Annotated in this window: 19 protein-coding genes and 1 tRNA gene; 14 read left to right on the top strand and 6 right to left on the bottom strand. The window is 57.4% G+C overall.

Annotated features, from left to right (window positions below):
- Positions 1 to 178 precede the first annotated feature (178 nt).
- The 8 genes from dctP (at position 179) to MDHKLMBL_RS10085 (ending at position 8350) form a co-directional block, all read left to right on the top strand.
- Positions 179 to 1225, top strand: a complete 1047-nt coding sequence (gene dctP / locus MDHKLMBL_RS10120; RefSeq protein WP_008169277.1) for a TRAP transporter substrate-binding protein DctP — start codon at positions 179 to 181, stop codon at positions 1223 to 1225.
- Between the two features lie 100 nt (positions 1226 to 1325).
- Positions 1326 to 2030 carry a TRAP transporter small permease subunit gene (locus MDHKLMBL_RS10115; protein WP_008169278.1) on the top strand — a complete coding sequence of 235 codons (705 nt, stop codon included), beginning with the start codon at positions 1326 to 1328 and terminating at the stop codon, positions 2028 to 2030.
- Positions 2027 to 3559 (top strand): TRAP transporter large permease, encoded by a 1533-nt coding sequence (locus tag MDHKLMBL_RS10110; protein ID WP_008169280.1) that lies wholly within the window; start codon positions 2027 to 2029, stop codon positions 3557 to 3559. Before MDHKLMBL_RS10115 ends, MDHKLMBL_RS10110 begins: the two co-directional genes overlap by 4 nt.
- Positions 3560 to 3581: 22 nt before the next feature.
- Positions 3582 to 4007, top strand: coding sequence for a GlcG/HbpS family heme-binding protein (locus MDHKLMBL_RS10105; RefSeq protein ID WP_008169282.1), 426 nt, complete (start codon positions 3582 to 3584; stop codon positions 4005 to 4007).
- A gap of 39 nt (positions 4008 to 4046) precedes the next feature.
- Positions 4047 to 5519 (top strand): FAD-linked oxidase C-terminal domain-containing protein, encoded by a 1473-nt coding sequence (locus tag MDHKLMBL_RS10100; RefSeq protein ID WP_008169283.1) that lies wholly within the window; start codon positions 4047 to 4049, stop codon positions 5517 to 5519.
- Positions 5512 to 6579 (top strand): glycolate oxidase subunit GlcE, encoded by a 1068-nt coding sequence (glcE, locus tag MDHKLMBL_RS10095; protein WP_008169285.1) that lies wholly within the window; start codon positions 5512 to 5514, stop codon positions 6577 to 6579. The genes MDHKLMBL_RS10100 and glcE overlap by 8 nt, the downstream gene beginning before the upstream one ends.
- Positions 6580 to 6581: 2 nt before the next feature.
- Positions 6582 to 7790: a glycolate oxidase subunit GlcF gene (gene glcF, locus MDHKLMBL_RS10090; protein ID WP_008169287.1), complete on the top strand. Its 1209-nt coding sequence runs from the start codon at positions 6582 to 6584 to the stop codon at positions 7788 to 7790.
- Positions 7791 to 7909: 119 nt separating this feature from the next.
- A complete protein-coding gene (locus MDHKLMBL_RS10085) occupies positions 7910 to 8350 on the top strand; it encodes a DUF4124 domain-containing protein (RefSeq protein WP_008169290.1) in 441 nt (146 codons plus the stop codon).
- Between the two features lie 12 nt (positions 8351 to 8362).
- Here MDHKLMBL_RS10085 and rhtB read toward each other — a convergent pair whose 3' ends face one another.
- Positions 8363 to 8983 carry a homoserine/homoserine lactone efflux protein gene (rhtB, locus tag MDHKLMBL_RS10080; RefSeq protein ID WP_008169293.1) on the bottom strand — a complete coding sequence of 207 codons (621 nt, stop codon included), beginning with the start codon at positions 8981 to 8983 and terminating at the stop codon, positions 8363 to 8365.
- A gap of 3 nt (positions 8984 to 8986) precedes the next feature.
- Positions 8987 to 9949 carry a calcium/sodium antiporter gene (locus MDHKLMBL_RS10075; RefSeq protein ID WP_008169295.1) on the bottom strand — a complete coding sequence of 321 codons (963 nt, stop codon included), beginning with the start codon at positions 9947 to 9949 and terminating at the stop codon, positions 8987 to 8989.
- Between the two features lie 189 nt (positions 9950 to 10138).
- On the opposite strand from MDHKLMBL_RS10075, the gene MDHKLMBL_RS10070 reads away from it, so the two are divergent.
- Both MDHKLMBL_RS10070 and MDHKLMBL_RS10065 read left to right on the top strand, forming a co-directional pair.
- Positions 10139 to 10579 (top strand): universal stress protein, encoded by a 441-nt coding sequence (locus tag MDHKLMBL_RS10070; RefSeq protein ID WP_053113016.1) that lies wholly within the window; start codon positions 10139 to 10141, stop codon positions 10577 to 10579.
- 166 nt (positions 10580 to 10745) lie between these two features.
- Positions 10746 to 10934 (top strand): hypothetical protein, encoded by a 189-nt coding sequence (locus tag MDHKLMBL_RS10065; protein WP_008169300.1) that lies wholly within the window; start codon positions 10746 to 10748, stop codon positions 10932 to 10934.
- A gap of 65 nt (positions 10935 to 10999) precedes the next feature.
- Here MDHKLMBL_RS10065 and MDHKLMBL_RS10060 read toward each other — a convergent pair.
- From MDHKLMBL_RS10060 to MDHKLMBL_RS10045, 4 genes are all read right to left on the bottom strand, one after another.
- Positions 11000 to 11075 (bottom strand) — tRNA-Phe (locus MDHKLMBL_RS10060).
- A 121-nt stretch (positions 11076 to 11196) separates the two neighbouring features.
- Positions 11197 to 11469 carry an oxidative damage protection protein gene (locus MDHKLMBL_RS10055; RefSeq protein WP_008169302.1) on the bottom strand — a complete coding sequence of 91 codons (273 nt, stop codon included), beginning with the start codon at positions 11467 to 11469 and terminating at the stop codon, positions 11197 to 11199.
- Between the two features lie 75 nt (positions 11470 to 11544).
- The gene (mutY, locus tag MDHKLMBL_RS10050) at positions 11545 to 12612 is read right to left on the bottom strand and encodes an A/G-specific adenine glycosylase (RefSeq protein WP_008169303.1); all 1068 of its coding nucleotides are present in this window, start codon (positions 12610 to 12612) and stop codon (positions 11545 to 11547) included.
- Entirely contained in the window at positions 12612 to 14777 is a 2166-nt protein-coding gene (locus tag MDHKLMBL_RS10045) for an AsmA family protein (protein ID WP_104270737.1), read from the bottom strand. The genes mutY and MDHKLMBL_RS10045 overlap by 1 nt, the downstream gene beginning before the upstream one ends.
- 193 nt (positions 14778 to 14970) lie before the next feature.
- On the opposite strand from MDHKLMBL_RS10045, the gene MDHKLMBL_RS10040 reads away from it, so the two are divergent.
- From MDHKLMBL_RS10040 to hisA, 4 genes are all read left to right on the top strand, one after another.
- Positions 14971 to 15432: an SRPBCC family protein gene (locus tag MDHKLMBL_RS10040; protein WP_008169307.1), complete on the top strand. Its 462-nt coding sequence runs from the start codon at positions 14971 to 14973 to the stop codon at positions 15430 to 15432.
- Between the two features lie 138 nt (positions 15433 to 15570).
- Entirely contained in the window at positions 15571 to 16164 is a 594-nt protein-coding gene (gene hisB, locus MDHKLMBL_RS10035; RefSeq protein WP_007153401.1) for an imidazoleglycerol-phosphate dehydratase HisB, read from the top strand.
- A 71-nt stretch (positions 16165 to 16235) separates the two neighbouring features.
- On the top strand, positions 16236 to 16877 hold the full coding sequence (gene hisH, locus MDHKLMBL_RS10030) for an imidazole glycerol phosphate synthase subunit HisH (RefSeq protein WP_053115467.1): 642 nt from the start codon (positions 16236 to 16238) through the stop codon (positions 16875 to 16877).
- Complete coding sequence (hisA, locus tag MDHKLMBL_RS10025; RefSeq protein ID WP_008169315.1) at positions 16871 to 17608, top strand: 1-(5-phosphoribosyl)-5-[(5-phosphoribosylamino)methylideneamino]imidazole-4-carboxamide isomerase; 738 nt, start codon at positions 16871 to 16873, stop codon at positions 17606 to 17608. The genes hisH and hisA overlap by 7 nt, the downstream gene beginning before the upstream one ends.
- The last annotated feature ends 6 nt before the right edge of the window (positions 17609 to 17614 follow it).

Raw genomic sequence — 17614 nt, 5'->3', positions numbered from 1 at the left:
GACTAAACCCGGATTGGCTACGAATATCATTCTAATGTCGGCCTGCGCCGGCGTTGCCATAGACGCTGATAAAAACAAAGCCAACGGAGACGTTTCGATGAATTCGAAGAATAACATCCGAAATAGCTGTGACACTGGCGAGACCCCACCTCGCAGAAGTTTCCTCAAGACAATCGCCATGGGCGCCACTCTGGCAGGCGCAATGCTCATGGGCGCAGGTCAGGTCCAAGCTGCTACCACGTGGAAAATCCAGTCGACCTGGGACGCGGGTACGGTGGGCTACACGCTCTTCGAGGAGTGGTGTAAGAGTATTGAGGCCAAGTCCGGCGGAGAGCTCAAGTTCCAGTGCTTCCCGGCCAAGGCGGTTGCTGCCGACAACAACGCGCTGTTTGACGCTGTTCGTAACGGCGTGCTGCAGGGTATGAACCCGTTCACCCTGTACTGGGCGGGCAAGATCCCTGCCTCTGTGTTCCTGTCTTCCTACCCAGCGGGTCCGGATCAGCCCCATCAGTGGGACACCATGTTCTACTCCATGGGTATGCTCGAGAAGACCCGGGAAATCTACAAGAAGTTCGGCCTGTTCTACGTTGGCCCGATCCAGCACGATGCCAACATCATCCATTCCAAGCAGCCGGTAAACAGTCTTGACGACCTGAAAGGTATGAAGATCCGCGTACCCGGAGGCATGGTTGCCGAGGTTTTCCAGCAGTTTGGCGTGTCCACGGTCAGTCTGCCGGGCTCGGATATTTTCCCGGCTCTCGAAAAAGGCACCATTGACGCGGCGGACTTTGTAGGTCCTGCGGTCAACTACGAGCTGGGCTTCTCCCAGGTTACTGACTACATCATCTTTGGACCTCCCGGCGTGATGTCTATCTACCAGCCGGTGGACCTGATGGATCTGACCGTCAGTCTGCGTGCCTGGAACTCTATCTCGCCTGAGCTTCAGCAGCTGGTTGAGGACGAGGTTCGGATCTACTCCCAGAAGCACTACCTGGCCATCCAGGCGCGCAACATCGAGGCGATGGAGAAGTTCAAGGCGGATGGCGACACGGTTACCCGCCTGAGCCAGGAAGATCTGGAAACCTGGCGTAAAGCTGCGATCCCCATCTGGTTCAACTGGGCCAACAAGAATGATGACGCGCGCGCCATCCTGGATATCCAGCTGAAGTACATGATGAACGACACGGTTGGCTACATAACCGAAGAAGACATCAAGGGCTTCTGAGTTCCAAAGCTCAAATAAAAAACGACACACGAGGAAGGCAGGGTTAGCCGACTAAGGATTAGCCCTCCCTTCCTCGCTCTTTGATCTGGGTGGTAACAACATGTCTGATCTGAGTTCCTTTGGCTTTGTTTTGCCGCACTGGTTCTACTGGGGCTGGCTTGCGGTAATGCCATTGCTCATGATGGCTTGGGATAAGTGGAGCAGTAAGCACGGCGGAGATGACGCCGAGCCCGAGAAAACGGTTTCCGAGCTGCAGTCTGAAGAAGATGATCCTCTTGCTCACTTTGAGTACGAGGGTAACTGGTTTACGAAAATCGTTGACTGGATGTGCGAGAAGTCAGGTCTTTTCGTTGCGTTCTGGACCATCAACGCCGTGCTTTTCTATTTCTTTGAAGTGGTGATGCGATACATCTTTAACATGCCAACGATCTGGGTGCATGAGGCCAGCTTCCTGATCTTCGGTATGCAGTACATCCTTGCCGGTGCCTTTGCGCTGTTGCACGGAGCGCACGTTCGGGTAGACGTCGTCTACAACTTCCTGCCGGTTCGCGGGCGCGTGGGCATGGATATTTTCACCTCCATGTTCTTCTTCATATTTGCAGCCGTTCTGGCCACCACATCCTGGACCTTCTTCCAGGACTCCCTGATGATGCAAGAGACCACTGTCGAGACCTGGGGTATCCAGTATTACCCCGTGAAAGGCGTGATGTTTGTGGGCGCAATCCTGTTGCTGCTCGCCGGCTTTTCGAAGCTGCTTAAAGACATCGTACTGTTCATCCGTCTCGGTCAGGAGCGCACATCATGAGTACAACAACTGCAGCGCCCAGCAGCGGCATGGCCGGAAAACTGGGTACATGGTTAATGATCATCGCCACCGTGGGTCTGGCGTTTGTCATCTGTGTTGAACTGATCAACATTCTCTTTTATGACCCATGGAGTGATGACAAATTCCTCTTCAAGCTCTCGGGTAGCTTGTCCGGCGTCGAAATCGGGCCGTTGACCTACCTGATGTTTGGATCTCTGGCTGTCGCCCTGATGATGGGGCTGCCGCTTGCTTTCGTGACCGGTGGTCTTGGTGTCATGTTCATCTACCTGGTGGGTGACGCCATGATGTTGAACATTGTCCCCGGCCGGATCTTCCCGTTGATGGCAAACCCCGACATTGCTGCGATCCCTCTGTTCATCTTCATGGCGTCGATGCTTGAACGCGCGGGCCTGATCGAAGAAATGTTCAGCGTGGTTTACAAGTGGATGGGCGGCATCAGTGGCGGCCTTGCTGCTGCAACCATTGTCGCCTCTACGATTCTGGCTGCGATGGTCGGTGTTATCGGTGCCGCCGTTGTCACCATGGGCATTATCGCACTGCCGGCCATGTTGAAACGTCATTACGACCACAAGATTGCCATCGGCTCCATCATGGCGGGTGGAACCCTGGGTATCCTCATTCCGCCTTCGATTCTGGCCATTCTGTATGCCGTTGTTGCACAGCAGTCTGTGGGCGAGCTTTATCTGGGCTCTCTGTTGCCCGGTCTGATGCTCTCCGGTCTGTACCTGACTTATGTTCTGGTGCGCAGCTGGCTGAATCCGAAGCTGGGCCCGCCCATTCCGGTGGAAGACCGGATCAGTCTGAAAGAAAAGCTCAAGCTTCTGGGCAACCTGATTGCACCCCTTGCACTGGTTGGTCTGGTTCTGGGCCTGCTTTTCGGTGGTATTGCCACGCCGGTTGAAGCGGCTGGTATCGGTTCGTTCGGTGCCATTATCGTTGCGATGATGCACAAGAAGTTCTCGATTGCCGGCCTTCGCGAAGCCTCCGTGACCACGGCCAAGGCGTCTGCCATGGTTCTGTGGATCATGTTCGGTGCATCGGTATTCGTCGGTTTCTACATCCTCCAGGGTGGTCAGCAGTTTGTCACCGACGCCATACTTGGAACCGGCATGTCGGCGTACGGGATCCTGCTCCTGCTGATGGTCTTGCTGGTGGTTCTGGGTATGTTCCTTGACTGGGTTGGTATCCTGCTGCTGGCAGTGCCCATCTTCATTCCGATTGTGAAGGCGCTGGAATTCCCTGGCTTGTTCGGCTTCCCGCCGGTAGCCGGTGACGACGTGGTGCTCTGGTTCGGTGTGTTGTACCTGGTGAACATGCAGATGTCTTTCCTGAGTCCGCCGTTTGGTTACGCACTGTTTTACATCCGCGGCGTTTGTCCTCCGGAAATCTCCATGGGTACCATCTTCAAGTCTTCCCTGGTGTTCCTGGCGATTCAGGCGTTCGGACTGTTCATGTGTGTCCTGATCCCCGGCATCGTAACCTGGCTGCCAGGGCTGGTTTACGGTTAATCAAATCAAGGAGTAAAGCTTTATGTTGACGATCAAACGACTGGACCTTGCCGAGGCGCGCATCCTCATTGAGGGCGCGGCTGAAAAGGCCCGTGAAATCGGTGTGCCCATGTGCATCGCTGTGGTGGACGAATCCGGCAATCTGGTGGCCTTCGAGCGCATGGACGGCGGCAAGATCACCAGTGTGACCATTGCCCAGGACAAGGCCTTCACGGCGGCTGCGGCCAAGAAAGCCACCCATGACTACAACAAGGTGAACGTGCCCGGCAGTCTCGCTTTCGGTATCCACACCGAAGTTGGCGGGCGCATCAGCTCTGTTGGCGGTGGTCTGCCGGTGATCGTCGACGGCGAAGTGGTGGGTGGTATCGGAATCAGTTCCGGTACCCCCCAGCAGGATATGGACTGTGCCCAGGCCGGTCTTGACCACTTTGAAACAAAACGCGGTTGATGACTGTCACACTGACGTAATTCGAACCCAGAGAGTGCTATGACTACCAAGCCGAAAGTCAGCAAAGCCGAGCTGGCGGAGCAGTTCCGGGCGTTTATCGACCCGGACTACGTCATCACCGATGACGAAACCATGAAGCCCTACGAATGCGACGGCATGTCGATGTATTGCGAAATGCCGTTGCTGGTGGTGCTGCCGGAAACCGTTGAACAGGTGCAGCGGGTGATGCGCATCTGTAACGAGAACGCGGTACCTGTGGTGGCCCGTGGAGCCGGAACGGGACTCAGTGCCGGTGCCATGCCCAACAAGGAGGGCGTGGTACTGTCGCTGGCCAAGTTCAATCGCATCGTGGAGATTGATCCGCTGGCCCGAACGGCAAGACTGCAGCCCGGGGTGCGAAACCTCGCCATCAGCGAAGAAGCGGCCCAGTACGGTCTGTATTACGGGCCAGATCCTTCCTCGCAGATCGCCTGCACCATTGGCGGTAACGTGGCCGAGAACTCGGGCGGCGTGCATTGCCTCAAGTACGGTCTGACCGTTCACAACATCCTGAGCGTGGAAATGGTCACCGCCGAGGGTGATGTCGTGACCGTGGGCAGTGATGGTCTGGACGGCTGTGGGATGGACCTGCTTGCGCTGATGACCGGCTCCGAGGGGCTGCTGGGTGTGGTGACGGAAGTCAAAGTGAAGCTGTTGCCGAAACCCGAAGTAGCCCAGGTTGTCATGGCCGGGTTTGATGACGTGCAGAAAGGTGGTGACGCCGTGGGCGGGATTATCTCCCACGGCATTATCCCTGGTGGCCTTGAAATGATGGATGGCCACGCCATCATCGCAGCGGATGACTTCGCCCAGGCCGGCTACCCGCGGGACGCCAAGGCGTTGTTGCTCTGTGAAGTGGACGGCACCGAGGAGGAAGTTCACGAACACATTGCCCAGGCCGAAGAAGTCTTCCGAAAGCTGGGTGCCACTTCGGTTCGGACCTCTCAGAGCGAGGAAGAGCGAGCCCTGCTGTGGAAAGGCCGTAAGTCTGCGTTCCCGGCCGTGGGCCGGATTTCACCGGACTACTACTGCATGGACGGTACCATTCCCCGTCGTGAGATCGCCTATGTTCTGACGGAAATGGAGAAGATGTCCGAGGAGTTTGGTCTGCGCGTCGCCAACGTGTTCCATGCCGGCGATGGCAACCTGCACCCGCTGATCCTGTTTGATGCGAATGTGCCCGGCGAATTCGAGCGCACGGAGGCCTTCGGTTCACGCATCCTGGAAATGTGTGTGGAGGTAGGTGGCTGCATTACCGGTGAACACGGCGTTGGCGTTGAAAAGATTCGCCAGATGGCAGTGCAGTTCAACGATGAGGAGCTCCAGCAGTTCCACGACGTAAAGGCCGCGTTTGATCCCGCCGGTATCCTGAACCCGGGCAAGGGCGTACCGGCCCTTCGGTTCTGCCAGGAATACCGCTCCCTTGAGCACAAACAACACACGCACGAACATACGGAAGCCGCCCATGGCTGATATTTCCCAACAGTTGAAGGAGCAGGTGCTCCAGGCCCGGGAGAGCGGGCACAAACTCAATATTGTCGGCGGTGGCACCAAGGCCTTTATGGGCCGGGAAGCCGACACCGATGCCGGAACCCTCAACGTGGGCGAGCATACCGGTATCGTTGACTATCACCCGGTGGAGCTTGTTTTGACCGTCCGTGCCGGTACGCCGCTGAGCGAAATCGAGGCGACTCTGGCTGAAGAAGGTCAGTGCCTGCATTTTGAGCCACCCCATTTTGGTGCCGCCTCCACCATCGGCGGCACCCTGGCCTGTAACCTTTCCGGTCCGGGACGCCCCTGGGCCGGCTCGGTGCGTGACCAGGTGCTGGGTATCCGGCTGCTCAATGGCAAGGGCGAACATCTTCGCTTTGGTGGTCAGGTCATGAAAAACGTGGCCGGCTATGACGTATCACGTCTTCAGGCCGGTGCCCTGGGAACTCTGGGCGTAATCACTGAAATCAGCATGAAAGTGATGCCGAAACCGGCCGCTTCCCTGACCCTGGTTCAGGAAATGGGCATGGACGAGGTGGTTCACTATATGAACAGCCGGGCGGCCGAGCCCAAGCCCATCACCGCCGCCTGCTGGGTGGACGGCAAGGTTTACCTGCGCCTGGCCGGTGCGAAATCCGGTGTGGAAGCCACCGCTGAAAAGTGGTCCGGCGAAGTGATGGAAGAGGGCGACCACTTCTGGCGACAGGTGCAGGATATGCGTCACGAATTTTTTGCCGGTAACGACGTGCCTTTATGGCGCTTCTCCGTTGGTTCGACAGCTGCCACACCGAAACTGGAAGGTAACTGGTTTATCGACTGGGCCGGTTCCCAGCGCTGGTTCCGTGGCGCCGGTGAGCTGAAAGATCTGGAGCCTGCGGCCCGAGCTGCCGGTGGCCAGGTCAGCCTGTTCCGTGGTGGCGATCGCACCGGTGAGGTGATGCATCACCAGCCGGAGGCCCTGAAGGGCATTCAGCGCCGCATCAAGAATGCCTTTGATCCGGACAATATCTTCAATCCCGGACGTTTATACAGCTGGTTGTAATTATGCAGACGAATCTGGTTCAACAATTTGCTAACACCAAGGAAGGCCAGGAAGCCGAGTCGATCCTGAGGGCCTGTGTGCATTGTGGCTTTTGCACCGCGACCTGCCCGACCTATCAGGAACTGAACGACGAGCGTGATGGTCCTCGTGGCCGGATCTACCTGATGAAGATGTTCCTGGAAGGGGCGGAAGTTACCGAGAAAACCCGCGAGCACCTGGACCGCTGCCTGACTTGCCGCAGCTGTGAGACCACCTGTCCGTCCGGTGTCCAGTATGGGCGTCTGGTGGACATCAGCCGCGGTCTGATGGAAAAGGAGATGCCCAGGGAGCCGAAAGACAAGTGGCTGCGCTGGGCCCTGGCGCGGGTGATTCCCAACCGCCAGTTGTTCGGTGTTCTGCTTCGTCTGGGGCAGGTTTTCCGCCCGGTATTACCGGAAAAACTGCGCACCAAGGTGCCGCCCAGAAAGCAGGCCAGCCCCTGGCCTGCAGCCAGTCACAGCCGTATTGTGCTGGCACTGGCCGGTTGCGTGCAGCCTTCGGCCACTCCGAATACCAATGCAGCCGCCGCCCGGGTTCTGGATCGGCTCGGCATTACCATGGTGGAAGCCCCGGAGGCTGGCTGCTGTGGTGCCGTGAATTATCACCTTTCCGAGCACGAGAAAGGCCTGGAAAGAATGCGCCAGAACATTGATGCCTGGTGGCCCGCTATCGAGGCGGGTGCTGAGGCAATCATCATGACGGCTTCCGGTTGCGGGGCGATGGTTCAGGATTACGGTCATCTGTTGAAGGACGATCCGGTCTATGCCGCCAAGGCCCAGAAGGTGAGCGAACTGTGCACCGATCTCGGCGCCTTTTTGCTGAAACAGGATCTGGAAAAGCTCAAGGTCCGGCAGGACCCGGGCAAGGTGGCATTCCATTGTCCCTGCACCCTGCAGCACGCAATGAAGCAGAACGGTGTGGTGGAGCAGGTGCTGACACGGGCGGGTGTTAACCTGGCTGCGACCAAGGACAAGCACCTTTGCTGTGGGTCTGCGGGCACCTATTCGGTGACCCAGCCGGAGATGAGCCAGAAGCTGCTTGGTAACAAACTGAAGGCTTTGACCGTCGACAATCCGGACCGCATCGTGACCGCCAATATCGGTTGCCAGATGCACCTGGAAACCAAGTCGCCGGTGCCGGTGCAGCACTGGATCGAGCTTCTCGACCAGTAAAACCGAAATCGGGGTCGGATGAGGTGTTCATCTGGCCCCTAGCCTATCTGCCCCCAAGCCCGGGGCTTTTTTCGCTATACTGCCCCACCAAATTACCGAACCACAGGGAGTGGAACCGTATGCCAAGGATGATGGCTGGTCTTGTTTTGTCTTTATTTCTCACTTCAGCAGTCAGTGCCGAGGTATACACCTGGATAGACAGCCGGGGCGTAGCGCATTTTTCCGATTACCCGCCGGGAGAAATTCCCCATAAGCAGCTTGACGTGCAGGCGCCTGTCACGGTGCCGATGTCCGAGAATCTCGGGCAAGGCAAACGCGTGTCAGGAATCCGCAAAGAGGTTGAAGGCCTGCTTGCCTCCGGTCGCCCGACGGGCTCCGGAGCAACGGCAAAAGAAAAGGCCGATGCCGAGCTGGAGAAGACCTGCGCAACCTATAGAAGCAAACTGGAGCGGATCCAGTCTAAACTGCGGGCGGGCTATAGCAACGACCGGGGGAACAGTCTCCGGCAGCAGCGCAGGACGCTCAGCCAAAAGCTGAGCCGCGAGTGCATCCTGCGCTGATTCAGGCTGATATCAGGCGCGCTTGAAGCTGGCCAGGGCGACAGCGGCGGTCACAAACAGGCCGCCAAATACGCGGTTCATCTGCCGCTGGCGCCGGGCTGTGGTCATAAACCGGAACAGCTGGCTTGCCAGCAGGGCGTAGCCGAGCATTACCAGGCAATCCACCAGAATCAGTGTGATGCCCATGGTGAGCAACTGCGGGCCATGGGGTGCGCCTGCTACCAGAAACTGTGGAAACAGGGCCACCAGAAAGACCGTGGCCTTGGGGTTGGTGAGGTTCACGAACACGGCATTCCAGAACCGCTTGTACCCGCTAACGGGCTGACGGTCATCGTCCATGGATTCCATCACAGGCTCTCGCCATTTAGAAATGCCCAGCCAGATCAGGTAGGCAACACCCAGCCATTTGATAACCGACAGGGCGATGTTGGAGGACGCGATGATGGCGCCGAGGCCGGCACCCACCAGCAGAATCTGGATGCCAAAACCAAGCTGCAGCCCCATGATTGCCGGCAGCGATCGGCGAACGCCGTAACGCATACCATTACTCATGGTATTGATCGCCCCTGCACCCGGGGACACACTGATCAGAACGGCTGCAACAAGGAAGGTCAGCCAGGCTGCAAGTGACATGATTTACGCTCCCGAAAAAGCCAACAGATACACGGTATAAGCCACGAAGGCAAGTAGCAGGGCGCTCCCTTCAAACCGGTTGACACGTCCGGGCCCGCGGAAGCCATAGCACATGGCAAACAGAACCAGGGTGAGGGCAGCCATTACCGGGAAGTCACGGGTGAGCACTTCTGGCGCCACCGGCATGGGGGCAATCAGTCCTGCAATCCCCACGACGGCAAGGGTGTTAAACAGGTTGGAACCCAGAATGTTGCCCAGGGCCAGATCATGCTCTCCTTTGCGGGCGGCAATGATGGATGAGGCAAGTTCCGGAAGTGATGTACCAACGGCCACGATGGTCAGGCCGATAACCAGATCGCTGATGCCAAAGGTGGTCGCCAGATCAACCGCACCCCACACCAGTATGCGGGAGCTGATAATCAACAGCAGCAGTCCGACCACCAGCCATAAAATGGCTTTGCGCACTGGCATTGCGTTCACTTCTTCGGTCATCTCTGTAGCGAGAGCATCGTCTGGTTGCCGAAGGCCCTGGTAGATGCTCCAGCCAATCAGTACAACGAAAGCCAGCATCAGACCGATGGCATCCATCCGGCTCAGATCTCCGTCCCACAGTTGCCAGCCGGCAAAGGCGGTGACCAGAATGAGAATGGGTAGCTCCTTTCGCATGACCTGGGAGTGAACGGCGATCGGCGCCAGCAGGGCTGTGATGCCCAGAATCAACGCAATGTTGGTGATATTTGAGCCATAGGCGTTGCCCAGAGCCAGACCGGGATTACCCTGCGAGGCCGCCAGTGCAGACACGGCCATCTCTGGCGCAGACGTGCCGAAACCCACCACAACCATACCGATGAGCAGTGGTGGCGTACCGAAGTGGCTGGCTGTGGTAGCCGAGCCTTCCACAAATTTGTCCGCACTCCACACCAGCAGAATCAGGCCTGCAATGATCGCCCCAATGGCCATCAGCATTTCAATCACTCCTTGTCATCAATTGCCGTCTCGGCAGCGCAAGGATTAATGGTGCCACAGGTTCCGGCAATAGGTACAAATGCGCTTCGACCATAAAACCGATCCCGCTGTAATTGATTTCAATCAACCCTCGTATGGTCGCAGCAATGTTAGTTTGGTTAAACATTGATCAGGAAAGGAGTTGATGACATGGCAAATGGAAATCAAAGCATCGTAGTCGCGTGTGACGGTTCGGAGCATTCATCACACGCCGCCAAAATGGCAGCAGAGTTTGCCAAAGCGACGAGCCAGCCACTCAAACTGCTTGCCGTCTTCCCCGGTACCAAGCTCGAGAGACTGATCGTAAGTGGCATACCGCAGAGTGACATTGACGAACAAGCCAGCGAATACGGACGCAAGGCATTTGATGCCGCGAAGCAGGCGGTAAGCGGGATTGTTGAGCCGGCGGAAGAAGTCCTGCTAAAGGGTGATCCGGCCAAGGAAATCGTCGAGTACCTCGATGAACATCCCGGCTCCCATATGTTTCTGGGGCGCCGCGGCGACTCTACGTTGAGAAGCCTCACTCTTGGCAGTGTGAGCGAGAAGGTCGTCAGGCATGCCCATCGTCCGGTGACGGTGGTTAGTGAGTAACCGGCAAAACTTGGTAGACTCTCCAAAGCCCGCATGAAGCGGGCTTTTTCATTTCTGATCCTCAATGCACTCCATGTTTCGCCACAATTCATGCGAAAAACAACCGAGATAGCTCTGTGGCAGAGACTTTATGCTGACCGGGTAAATTCAACGAAACGAGGTGGCTATGAAGACTGCAGAGTTGATTGAGAAGTGGCTTGATAAGTGCGACCTGGCGAGACTGGCCCAGGAGCGCTACAAAGAAGATCCGAGCCCCACCAATTACTCGGAACTGAAAAGGGCCATGTGTGAGCGACGGTTGATGGAAGAGCGCATTGATCCCAGGACTAGCAATGCCCAAAGAATCCCAGCATGAGTCGGCTTTCTAGGGCGTCAGAAACAACAAAACCCGCACAAGGCGGGTTCTGTCTGAATTCTTAATGGTGCCCGGAGGCGGAATCGAACCACCGACACGGGGATTTTCAATCCCCTGCTCTACCAACTGAGCTATCCGGGCATGTTGCGCTACTGCTGTGCAACGGGGCGCTATTAAACCGGTTTCGATGTTTTGAGTCAAGGCTAGGCCGGAAAAATTTCTGAATCTTTTCAGGCATGCTCAGGCTTTGATCAATCCGGGGTTATTGTTCCGGTGGAACGTAGCCCTCGGCCTTGTCGAACGGTTCGTTGTTGAAAAAATGTTCCATCTGCGCCTGCAGGTACTTGCGGGTGTTGGGGTCCATCAGGCTCAGGTGTTTTTCGTTGATCAGCATGGTCTGCTGGGCCTGCCATTCTTCCCAGGCCTGCTTCGAGATGTTCTCGAAAATGTCCTGGCCCTTGGCGCCGGGCATGGGCGGGAAGTCCAGGCCTTCCAGTTCTTTCTGGTATTTGCGGCAGAAAACAGTACGGCTCATGATGGCTCCTGTTGGCAAATGTTGCTGGCGGTGATGATAACAGATCGTTGCGGCTGAGGGGGCCAGCGCACTGGATCAAAGCAGAGCTGCTTGCTCCGGTTCGGTAAGCAGCGACCGGATTGGAGCAGGCAGGCCGAGGTTCAGGGCTTCATGGCGGTGTAGCCATTTCAGATGATCCTTGTCTGCAACGGTGTTGGCGCCGCCGGTGACGTTTAGTCGGGCGGGCTGTATGTGCAGGTGGTAATGGGAAAAGGTATGTCGAAAGCCGTTGATAAGCTCTGGTTCTGCGCAATCCAGCCCCAGGCTCTGTTCGCAGGCTTCCTGAAGCTCATCGGCTCCGTAGGCCGGGTCTAGTTCCGGCAGGCTCCAGAGGCCGCCCCAGATGCCACTGGGCGGGCGACGCTCAAGCAGAATGCGCCCCTCGCCATCCTCAAGAATCACCATCCAGGTGGATTTCTCCGGCTTGGCCTTTTTCGGTTTGGAGCCGGGGTAGAGTGAGGTTTCACCCTGGGCGTAGGCTCTGCAGCCCTCTTGCAGCGGGCAGCTCTCGCAGGCCGGGCGGCTGCGGGTACACACCATGGCGCCGAGATCCATAATGCCCTGGGTGTAGTCGCGCACCCGCTGTTCCGGAGTGTGCTCTTCGGCCCGTTGCCACAGCTGGTTAAGCACGGCTGTCTGGCCGGGCCAGCCGGGGATGGCATGGTAGCGTGCCAGCACCCGTTTCACATTGCCATCCAGTATGGCGGCGCGAATGCCGAAGGCCTGGGCCAATATGGCGGCGGCTGTGGAGCGGCCAATGCCGGTCAGGGATTCAAGCTCCTCCTGGGTTTGCGGGAACTCACCATCGAACTCGCGCACCACCGTCTGGGCGGCTTTCTGCAGGTTGCGGGCCCTGGCGTAGTAACCAAGGCCGGACCAGTGGCTGAGCACATCATCCACCGGGGCTTCGGCCAGGGCATGAACGTCCGGGAAGCGTTCCATGAACGCTTCGAAGTAGGGGATAACCGTGGTTACCTGTGTCTGCTGCAGCATGATTTCGGAAACCCACACACGGTAGGCATTCCGGTTGTGATGCCACGGCAGGTCATGCCGGCCGTGGCAGTCGTACCATTGGAGCAGTTTGTTGGCGAAGCTGTCCGGCATCAGTTGAACAGTCCTTTGAGTTTGTCGCCGATCTGTTCCTGCACCTTTTCTTTAACCTTCTCTTCCGCCTTGGCTTTTGCCTTGTCCACTTCCTCACGGGCTTTCGCCTTGGCGGCATTTTCGGCGATGGTCTTCAGGGTGTCCCGGAAGCGGGAGCCGTCAAAGGAGCAAAGTCCTGCCGGGTCCTCGGCGAAGTTGCCACGGCACTCCACGGGAATAACCGCGTTTTCTACATATTCGGTAACGCGGCAGGCGTTGTCCCGGTGGATTTCACCAACGACTCTTAGCCCAACCTCATAATCCAGTTCGCTCAGGGCCAGATCCACCGTGCCATTGCCCTCGAGGCGCATGCCGGCCAGCGCCGCCACGAGATCTGTGTTGTTGAGGCTGTTGCCGTTGATTTCCAGGGTGCCGCGCATGTCGTTGAACGGCGTGGTAGTGCCCCAATCGGTGGTCGTCAGCTCATCCTGGTTGACCAGAGCGATGCCCTGGCAGGCCATGCGTGTGAGGTTCATTCGGCGGAACTCGCCCTCTGCGAGGTTGAAGCTGATCTGTCCGTCAGCATTGCTGCGCAGTGCCGAGATCCGGTTGCCAGAGGTGTTGGCGTTCACTTTGAGATTTGCCCCGCCGGCGAGCATATCCACTTCTGCCAGATCGGTGAGCAAAGGCAGGGTCTGTACATTGGTTACGTCTGAGCCAACGGTCCATTTCGGATTGTCGCTGCGGGCGTCGATGGTCACGTTGGCACCAAAGCTGCCCTCGTACAGTTTGCCGCTGAACTCATCAACCTTGAGCAGGCCGTTTTTCGCGGTGGTGCTGGCTTTGATTTCGTTGATAGTCAGGTTGCTGACGATCAGCTGGCCGAGTCCCAGATCAATATCCAGCAGCAGGCTGCGAATGGTCTCCAGGGGCAGAAGGTCGCCTTCGGGTCCGGCTGCAGCGGTTTCCTGGGATGCGGGTGCTTCCTCCGCCTCTCCTTCCGCTTTTGGTGGCAGGTATCGGTCGGCATTCAACTGGTCGCCCTGGAGCTGGAAGACAACGCCTGTGTCGGCAAGGTTGTAACTGCCGGAACCAGTGAAGGTGGTGTCATCCAGTTTGATGGTCAGGTCGGTGAGCTCCACCTTGCCGGCCGGACCGCCAATACCGGTGGAGAAGGCGATGGCTTCAAGTACGTCCGGATCGCTGGTTTCCACCGGGGGCTGGCCGAGGTTGTTCAGAAGATCCTTCAGCGAGAACTCGGCGATGGAGATCTCGCCGCTCAGGGTTGGCTTGTCGCCGAATCCGGTAACGTCAAGATCGGTCGACAGGTTCAGGTTGGCCAGGCTGGCGGTAAAGCCGCTCAGGTTAGCGGTCTCGTTTTCCAGGTTCGCCCTGGCAGAGCCCGCCAGTTCAGCCGTGACCTCTTTGCCACCGAACGGCTCTCCGGTCATGTCAAACACGGCATTCAGACCGGATACGGCGAACTCGTTGAGAGCCTCGTTGGCGGCGAGGCGGGCGCTGATATTGCCATCCACTTCAAACGTGGGCTGGGTGGTGGCTACCCGGAACCCGATTTCCAGCGGGAACTCGGAGCCCAGAGTAATGTTGCTGGCGTTGACGGTGAAGTTCTCCAGCGTGACCGACTGGCCGGTGCTCTTGTCGGTGTAGTGCACCTGGGCGTTGCTGATCTGAACGTTTTCAACGTTGAAGTTCAGAGGCTCGCCGCCGGCGCCCTCGCTCTCTTGTGCCTGTTCATCCTGGGTTCCGGCCGTTTCCTCGGTTGCCGCTCCCGCCGCCTTCTCGGGCATAATGCGGGTCCAGTTGCCGTTGCCCTGTTCGTCCACTTCGAGTCGGGCGTCCAGCCCGTCCAGTACGAAGGTATTCACCCTCGGGGACATGGCAATCAGTGACCAGAAATCGATCTGGGCCACCAGTTGCTCAAGGGCAACAAAGCGGTCACCTTCCAGGGTGGCCTCTACGGAATTCAGCTCAAGGCCAAGTGGGATAAAAGACCAGCCGATGTCGCCTTCAAGGACCAGATCCAGGTTCGTGGCATCCTCAACGGCCTGTTCAATCTGCGGTTTGTAATCGTTGGGGTTGATCACGGCCATGGCGATGGCAACGGCAGCCACGGCAAGAACGATCAGTGCAACGATGGCAATCAGCACATAACGGACGGCTTTCATGATTCAGGCTTCCTTCCTATTTTTAGGAGCTTGCAGTATTCGCTGTGAATACCGACGCTAATGACCCAAAGGATAACGCAGGGTTAACAAATTAACAGCGCGGGAGTATGACAATGCGGTAGTGTTGGGCCAAAATACACGACCCTGATTTTCGGACTACATTGATACCTATAAACACAAGAAGGAGTTGGCCGTGGCTATTACCGTTTCGATTGAGCTGAACCGCGAACTTGAGATTCCGGGCAGCTATGATGAAGTGTTCGATTTGCTGGCGGATGTGCCACGTTCAGCCAGTCACTTCCCGAAAGTCCACAAACTTACCGACCTTGGCGATAACGCCTACCGTTGGGAAATGGAAAAAGTGGGCGTCGACAAACATGCCATCCAGTCGGTGTACGCTTGCAAATATCACTCGGACAAAGACGCCGGCAAGATTACCTGGGAGCCGGTGAAGGGCGAGGGCAATGGCGTCGTGAGTGGTTCCTGGACCATCAAGTCCAAGGGCGATAATGCCACCGCCGTGAAGTTCCAGACCAGCGCAGAGTTGACTGTGCCCCTGCCCAGCCTGCTCAAGTTGGCCATCAGCCCGGTTATCAAGCACGAGTTCAACAGCCTCGTAGACACTTACATGAACAATCTGAAGAAGGCGTTCTGACGCAGCCCTTTCTGCCATATACCTGCACTTCGCTATCGTAGCGATTAAACCGGTTGTGGGACTCCAGCCGACATAAAAGGTATAATCGCCGGATCGAATTTTTCCGGCTTTATGCCGCTCAATTGTCACGGAGTCCCCATGGCCGAACGCAAGGCTCGGGTAGAGAGAAATACCCTTGAAACCCAGATCACCGTTGAGATTGATCTCGACGGAACCGGCAAATCCAGTTTCGATACCGGCGTGCCGTTTCTGGAGCACATGATGGACCAGATCGCCCGCCACGGTCTGGTGGATCTGAATATCGTTTCGAAGGGCGACCTGCACATTGATGACCACCACACCGTGGAAGACATCGGCATAACCCTTGGCCAGGCCTTCAAACAGGCGGTTGGCGACAAAAAGGGCATTCGCCGCTACGGCCACGCTTATGTCCCGCTGGATGAGGCGCTCTCCCGAGTCGTTATCGATCTGTCCGGTCGCCCGGGCCTGATGATGGATGTGCCGTACACTCGCGGTGCCGTGGGTGGCTTTGACGTCGACCTGTTCGAGGAGTTTTTCCACGGCTTCGTGAACCATTCCATGGTGACCCTGCACATCGACAATCTGAAGGGTAAAAACACCCACCATCAGATTGAAACCGTGTTCAAGGCCTTCGGCCGTGCCCTGCGTATGGCGATTGAAATGGACGAGCGGATGGCCGGTATTACACCGTCTACCAAGGGTTCGCTGTAAACGCCTCGTCGTCAGAAGGCTCGCTTTAACCGGTCATGTTTGACCGGTCAATCAAGGACACCGCAACAACCATGAAAACCGTTGCCATTATCGACTACGGCATGGGCAATCTTCACTCTGCCAAAAAAGCAGTTGAGCACGTTGCCCCGGACACCACCGTGCTGGTCACCGACAACGCCGAAAAAATCCGTGAAGCCGATCGTGTCATCCTCCCTGGCGTTGGTGCCATTCGCGACTGTATGGCCGAAATGCATCGTCTCGGGGTAGTGGATCTGGTTCGTGAGGTCTCTCAGGATCGCCCGTTTCTTGGCATCTGCGTGGGCATGCAGGCCCTGATGTCCCGCAGTGAAGAGAACGGCGGCGTTGACTGCATCGGCCTGTTTCCTTCGCAAGTACGCTATTTCGGTGACCACCTCACGGAAAACGGCGAGCGCCTGAAAGTGCCCCACATGGGCTGGAACCAGGTGCAGCAGACCATTGATCACCCCCTTTGGCATAACATTCCCGAGGGTGACCGTTTCTACTTCGTGCACAGCTTCTACGCAGAAGCCGAGGGCAACGCCGATATGGCAGGCCGCACCCGCTATGGGGTGGACCTTGCGGCAGCAGTCGCGCGAGACAATATTTTTGCAGTGCAATTCCACCCGGAGAAAAGTGCCCGGGCGGGCCTGCAGTTGCTCGAGAATTTTACAAACTGGACTGGAAAATGCTGATAATTCCTGCAATCGATCTGAAAGACGGTAAATGTGTACGCCTGCGTCAGGGCCGGATGGACGACTCCACGGTGTTTGGTGACGATCCTGTCAATATGGCCACTCGCTGGGTGGAAGCCGGCGCCCGCCGGCTGCACCTGGTTGACCTGAACGGCGCGTTTGCCGGTGAGCCGGTCAACGGCGAGATTGTCCAGGCCATTGCCCGTAAATACCCGGATCTTCCCATCCAGATCGGTGGCGGTATCCGGTCGGCAGAAACCATCGAAGCCTACCTGAAGGCCGGTGTGCAGTGGGTCATCATTGGCACCAAGGCGGTGAAGGAGCCGGAATTTGTCACTGAGATGTGCAAAAAATTCCCGGGTCACATCATCGTCGGCCTGGACGCCAAAGACGGCCGCGTGGCCACCGATGGCTGGGCGGAGGTCTCGGAAGTGATGGCTACCGATCTTGCCAAGCGCTTTGCCAACGACGGCGTGGACGCGATTGTGTACACCGATATCAGCCGAGACGGCATGATGCAGGGCGTTAATGTGGAAGCAACAGCCGCACTGGCAGAAGAGGGCGGAATTCCGGTTATCGCCTCTGGTGGCGTGACCAATATGGATGATCTGAAACGCCTGGCTACCGTGGCGGACAAGGGCATCCTTGGTGCCATCACGGGTCGTGCGATCTATGAAGGCACCCTGGATGTCGCTGAAGCGCAGGCTTTCTGCGACGGTCTGAAGGGGTAAGGGCGG

The organism is Marinobacter flavimaris, from assembly GCF_002933295.1.
In the GTDB taxonomy this organism is placed as follows: domain Bacteria; phylum Pseudomonadota; class Gammaproteobacteria; order Pseudomonadales; family Oleiphilaceae; genus Marinobacter; species Marinobacter flavimaris.
Note: the sequence above shows the minus strand (reverse complement) of the source record. Positions and strands in the feature narration are given on the sequence as shown.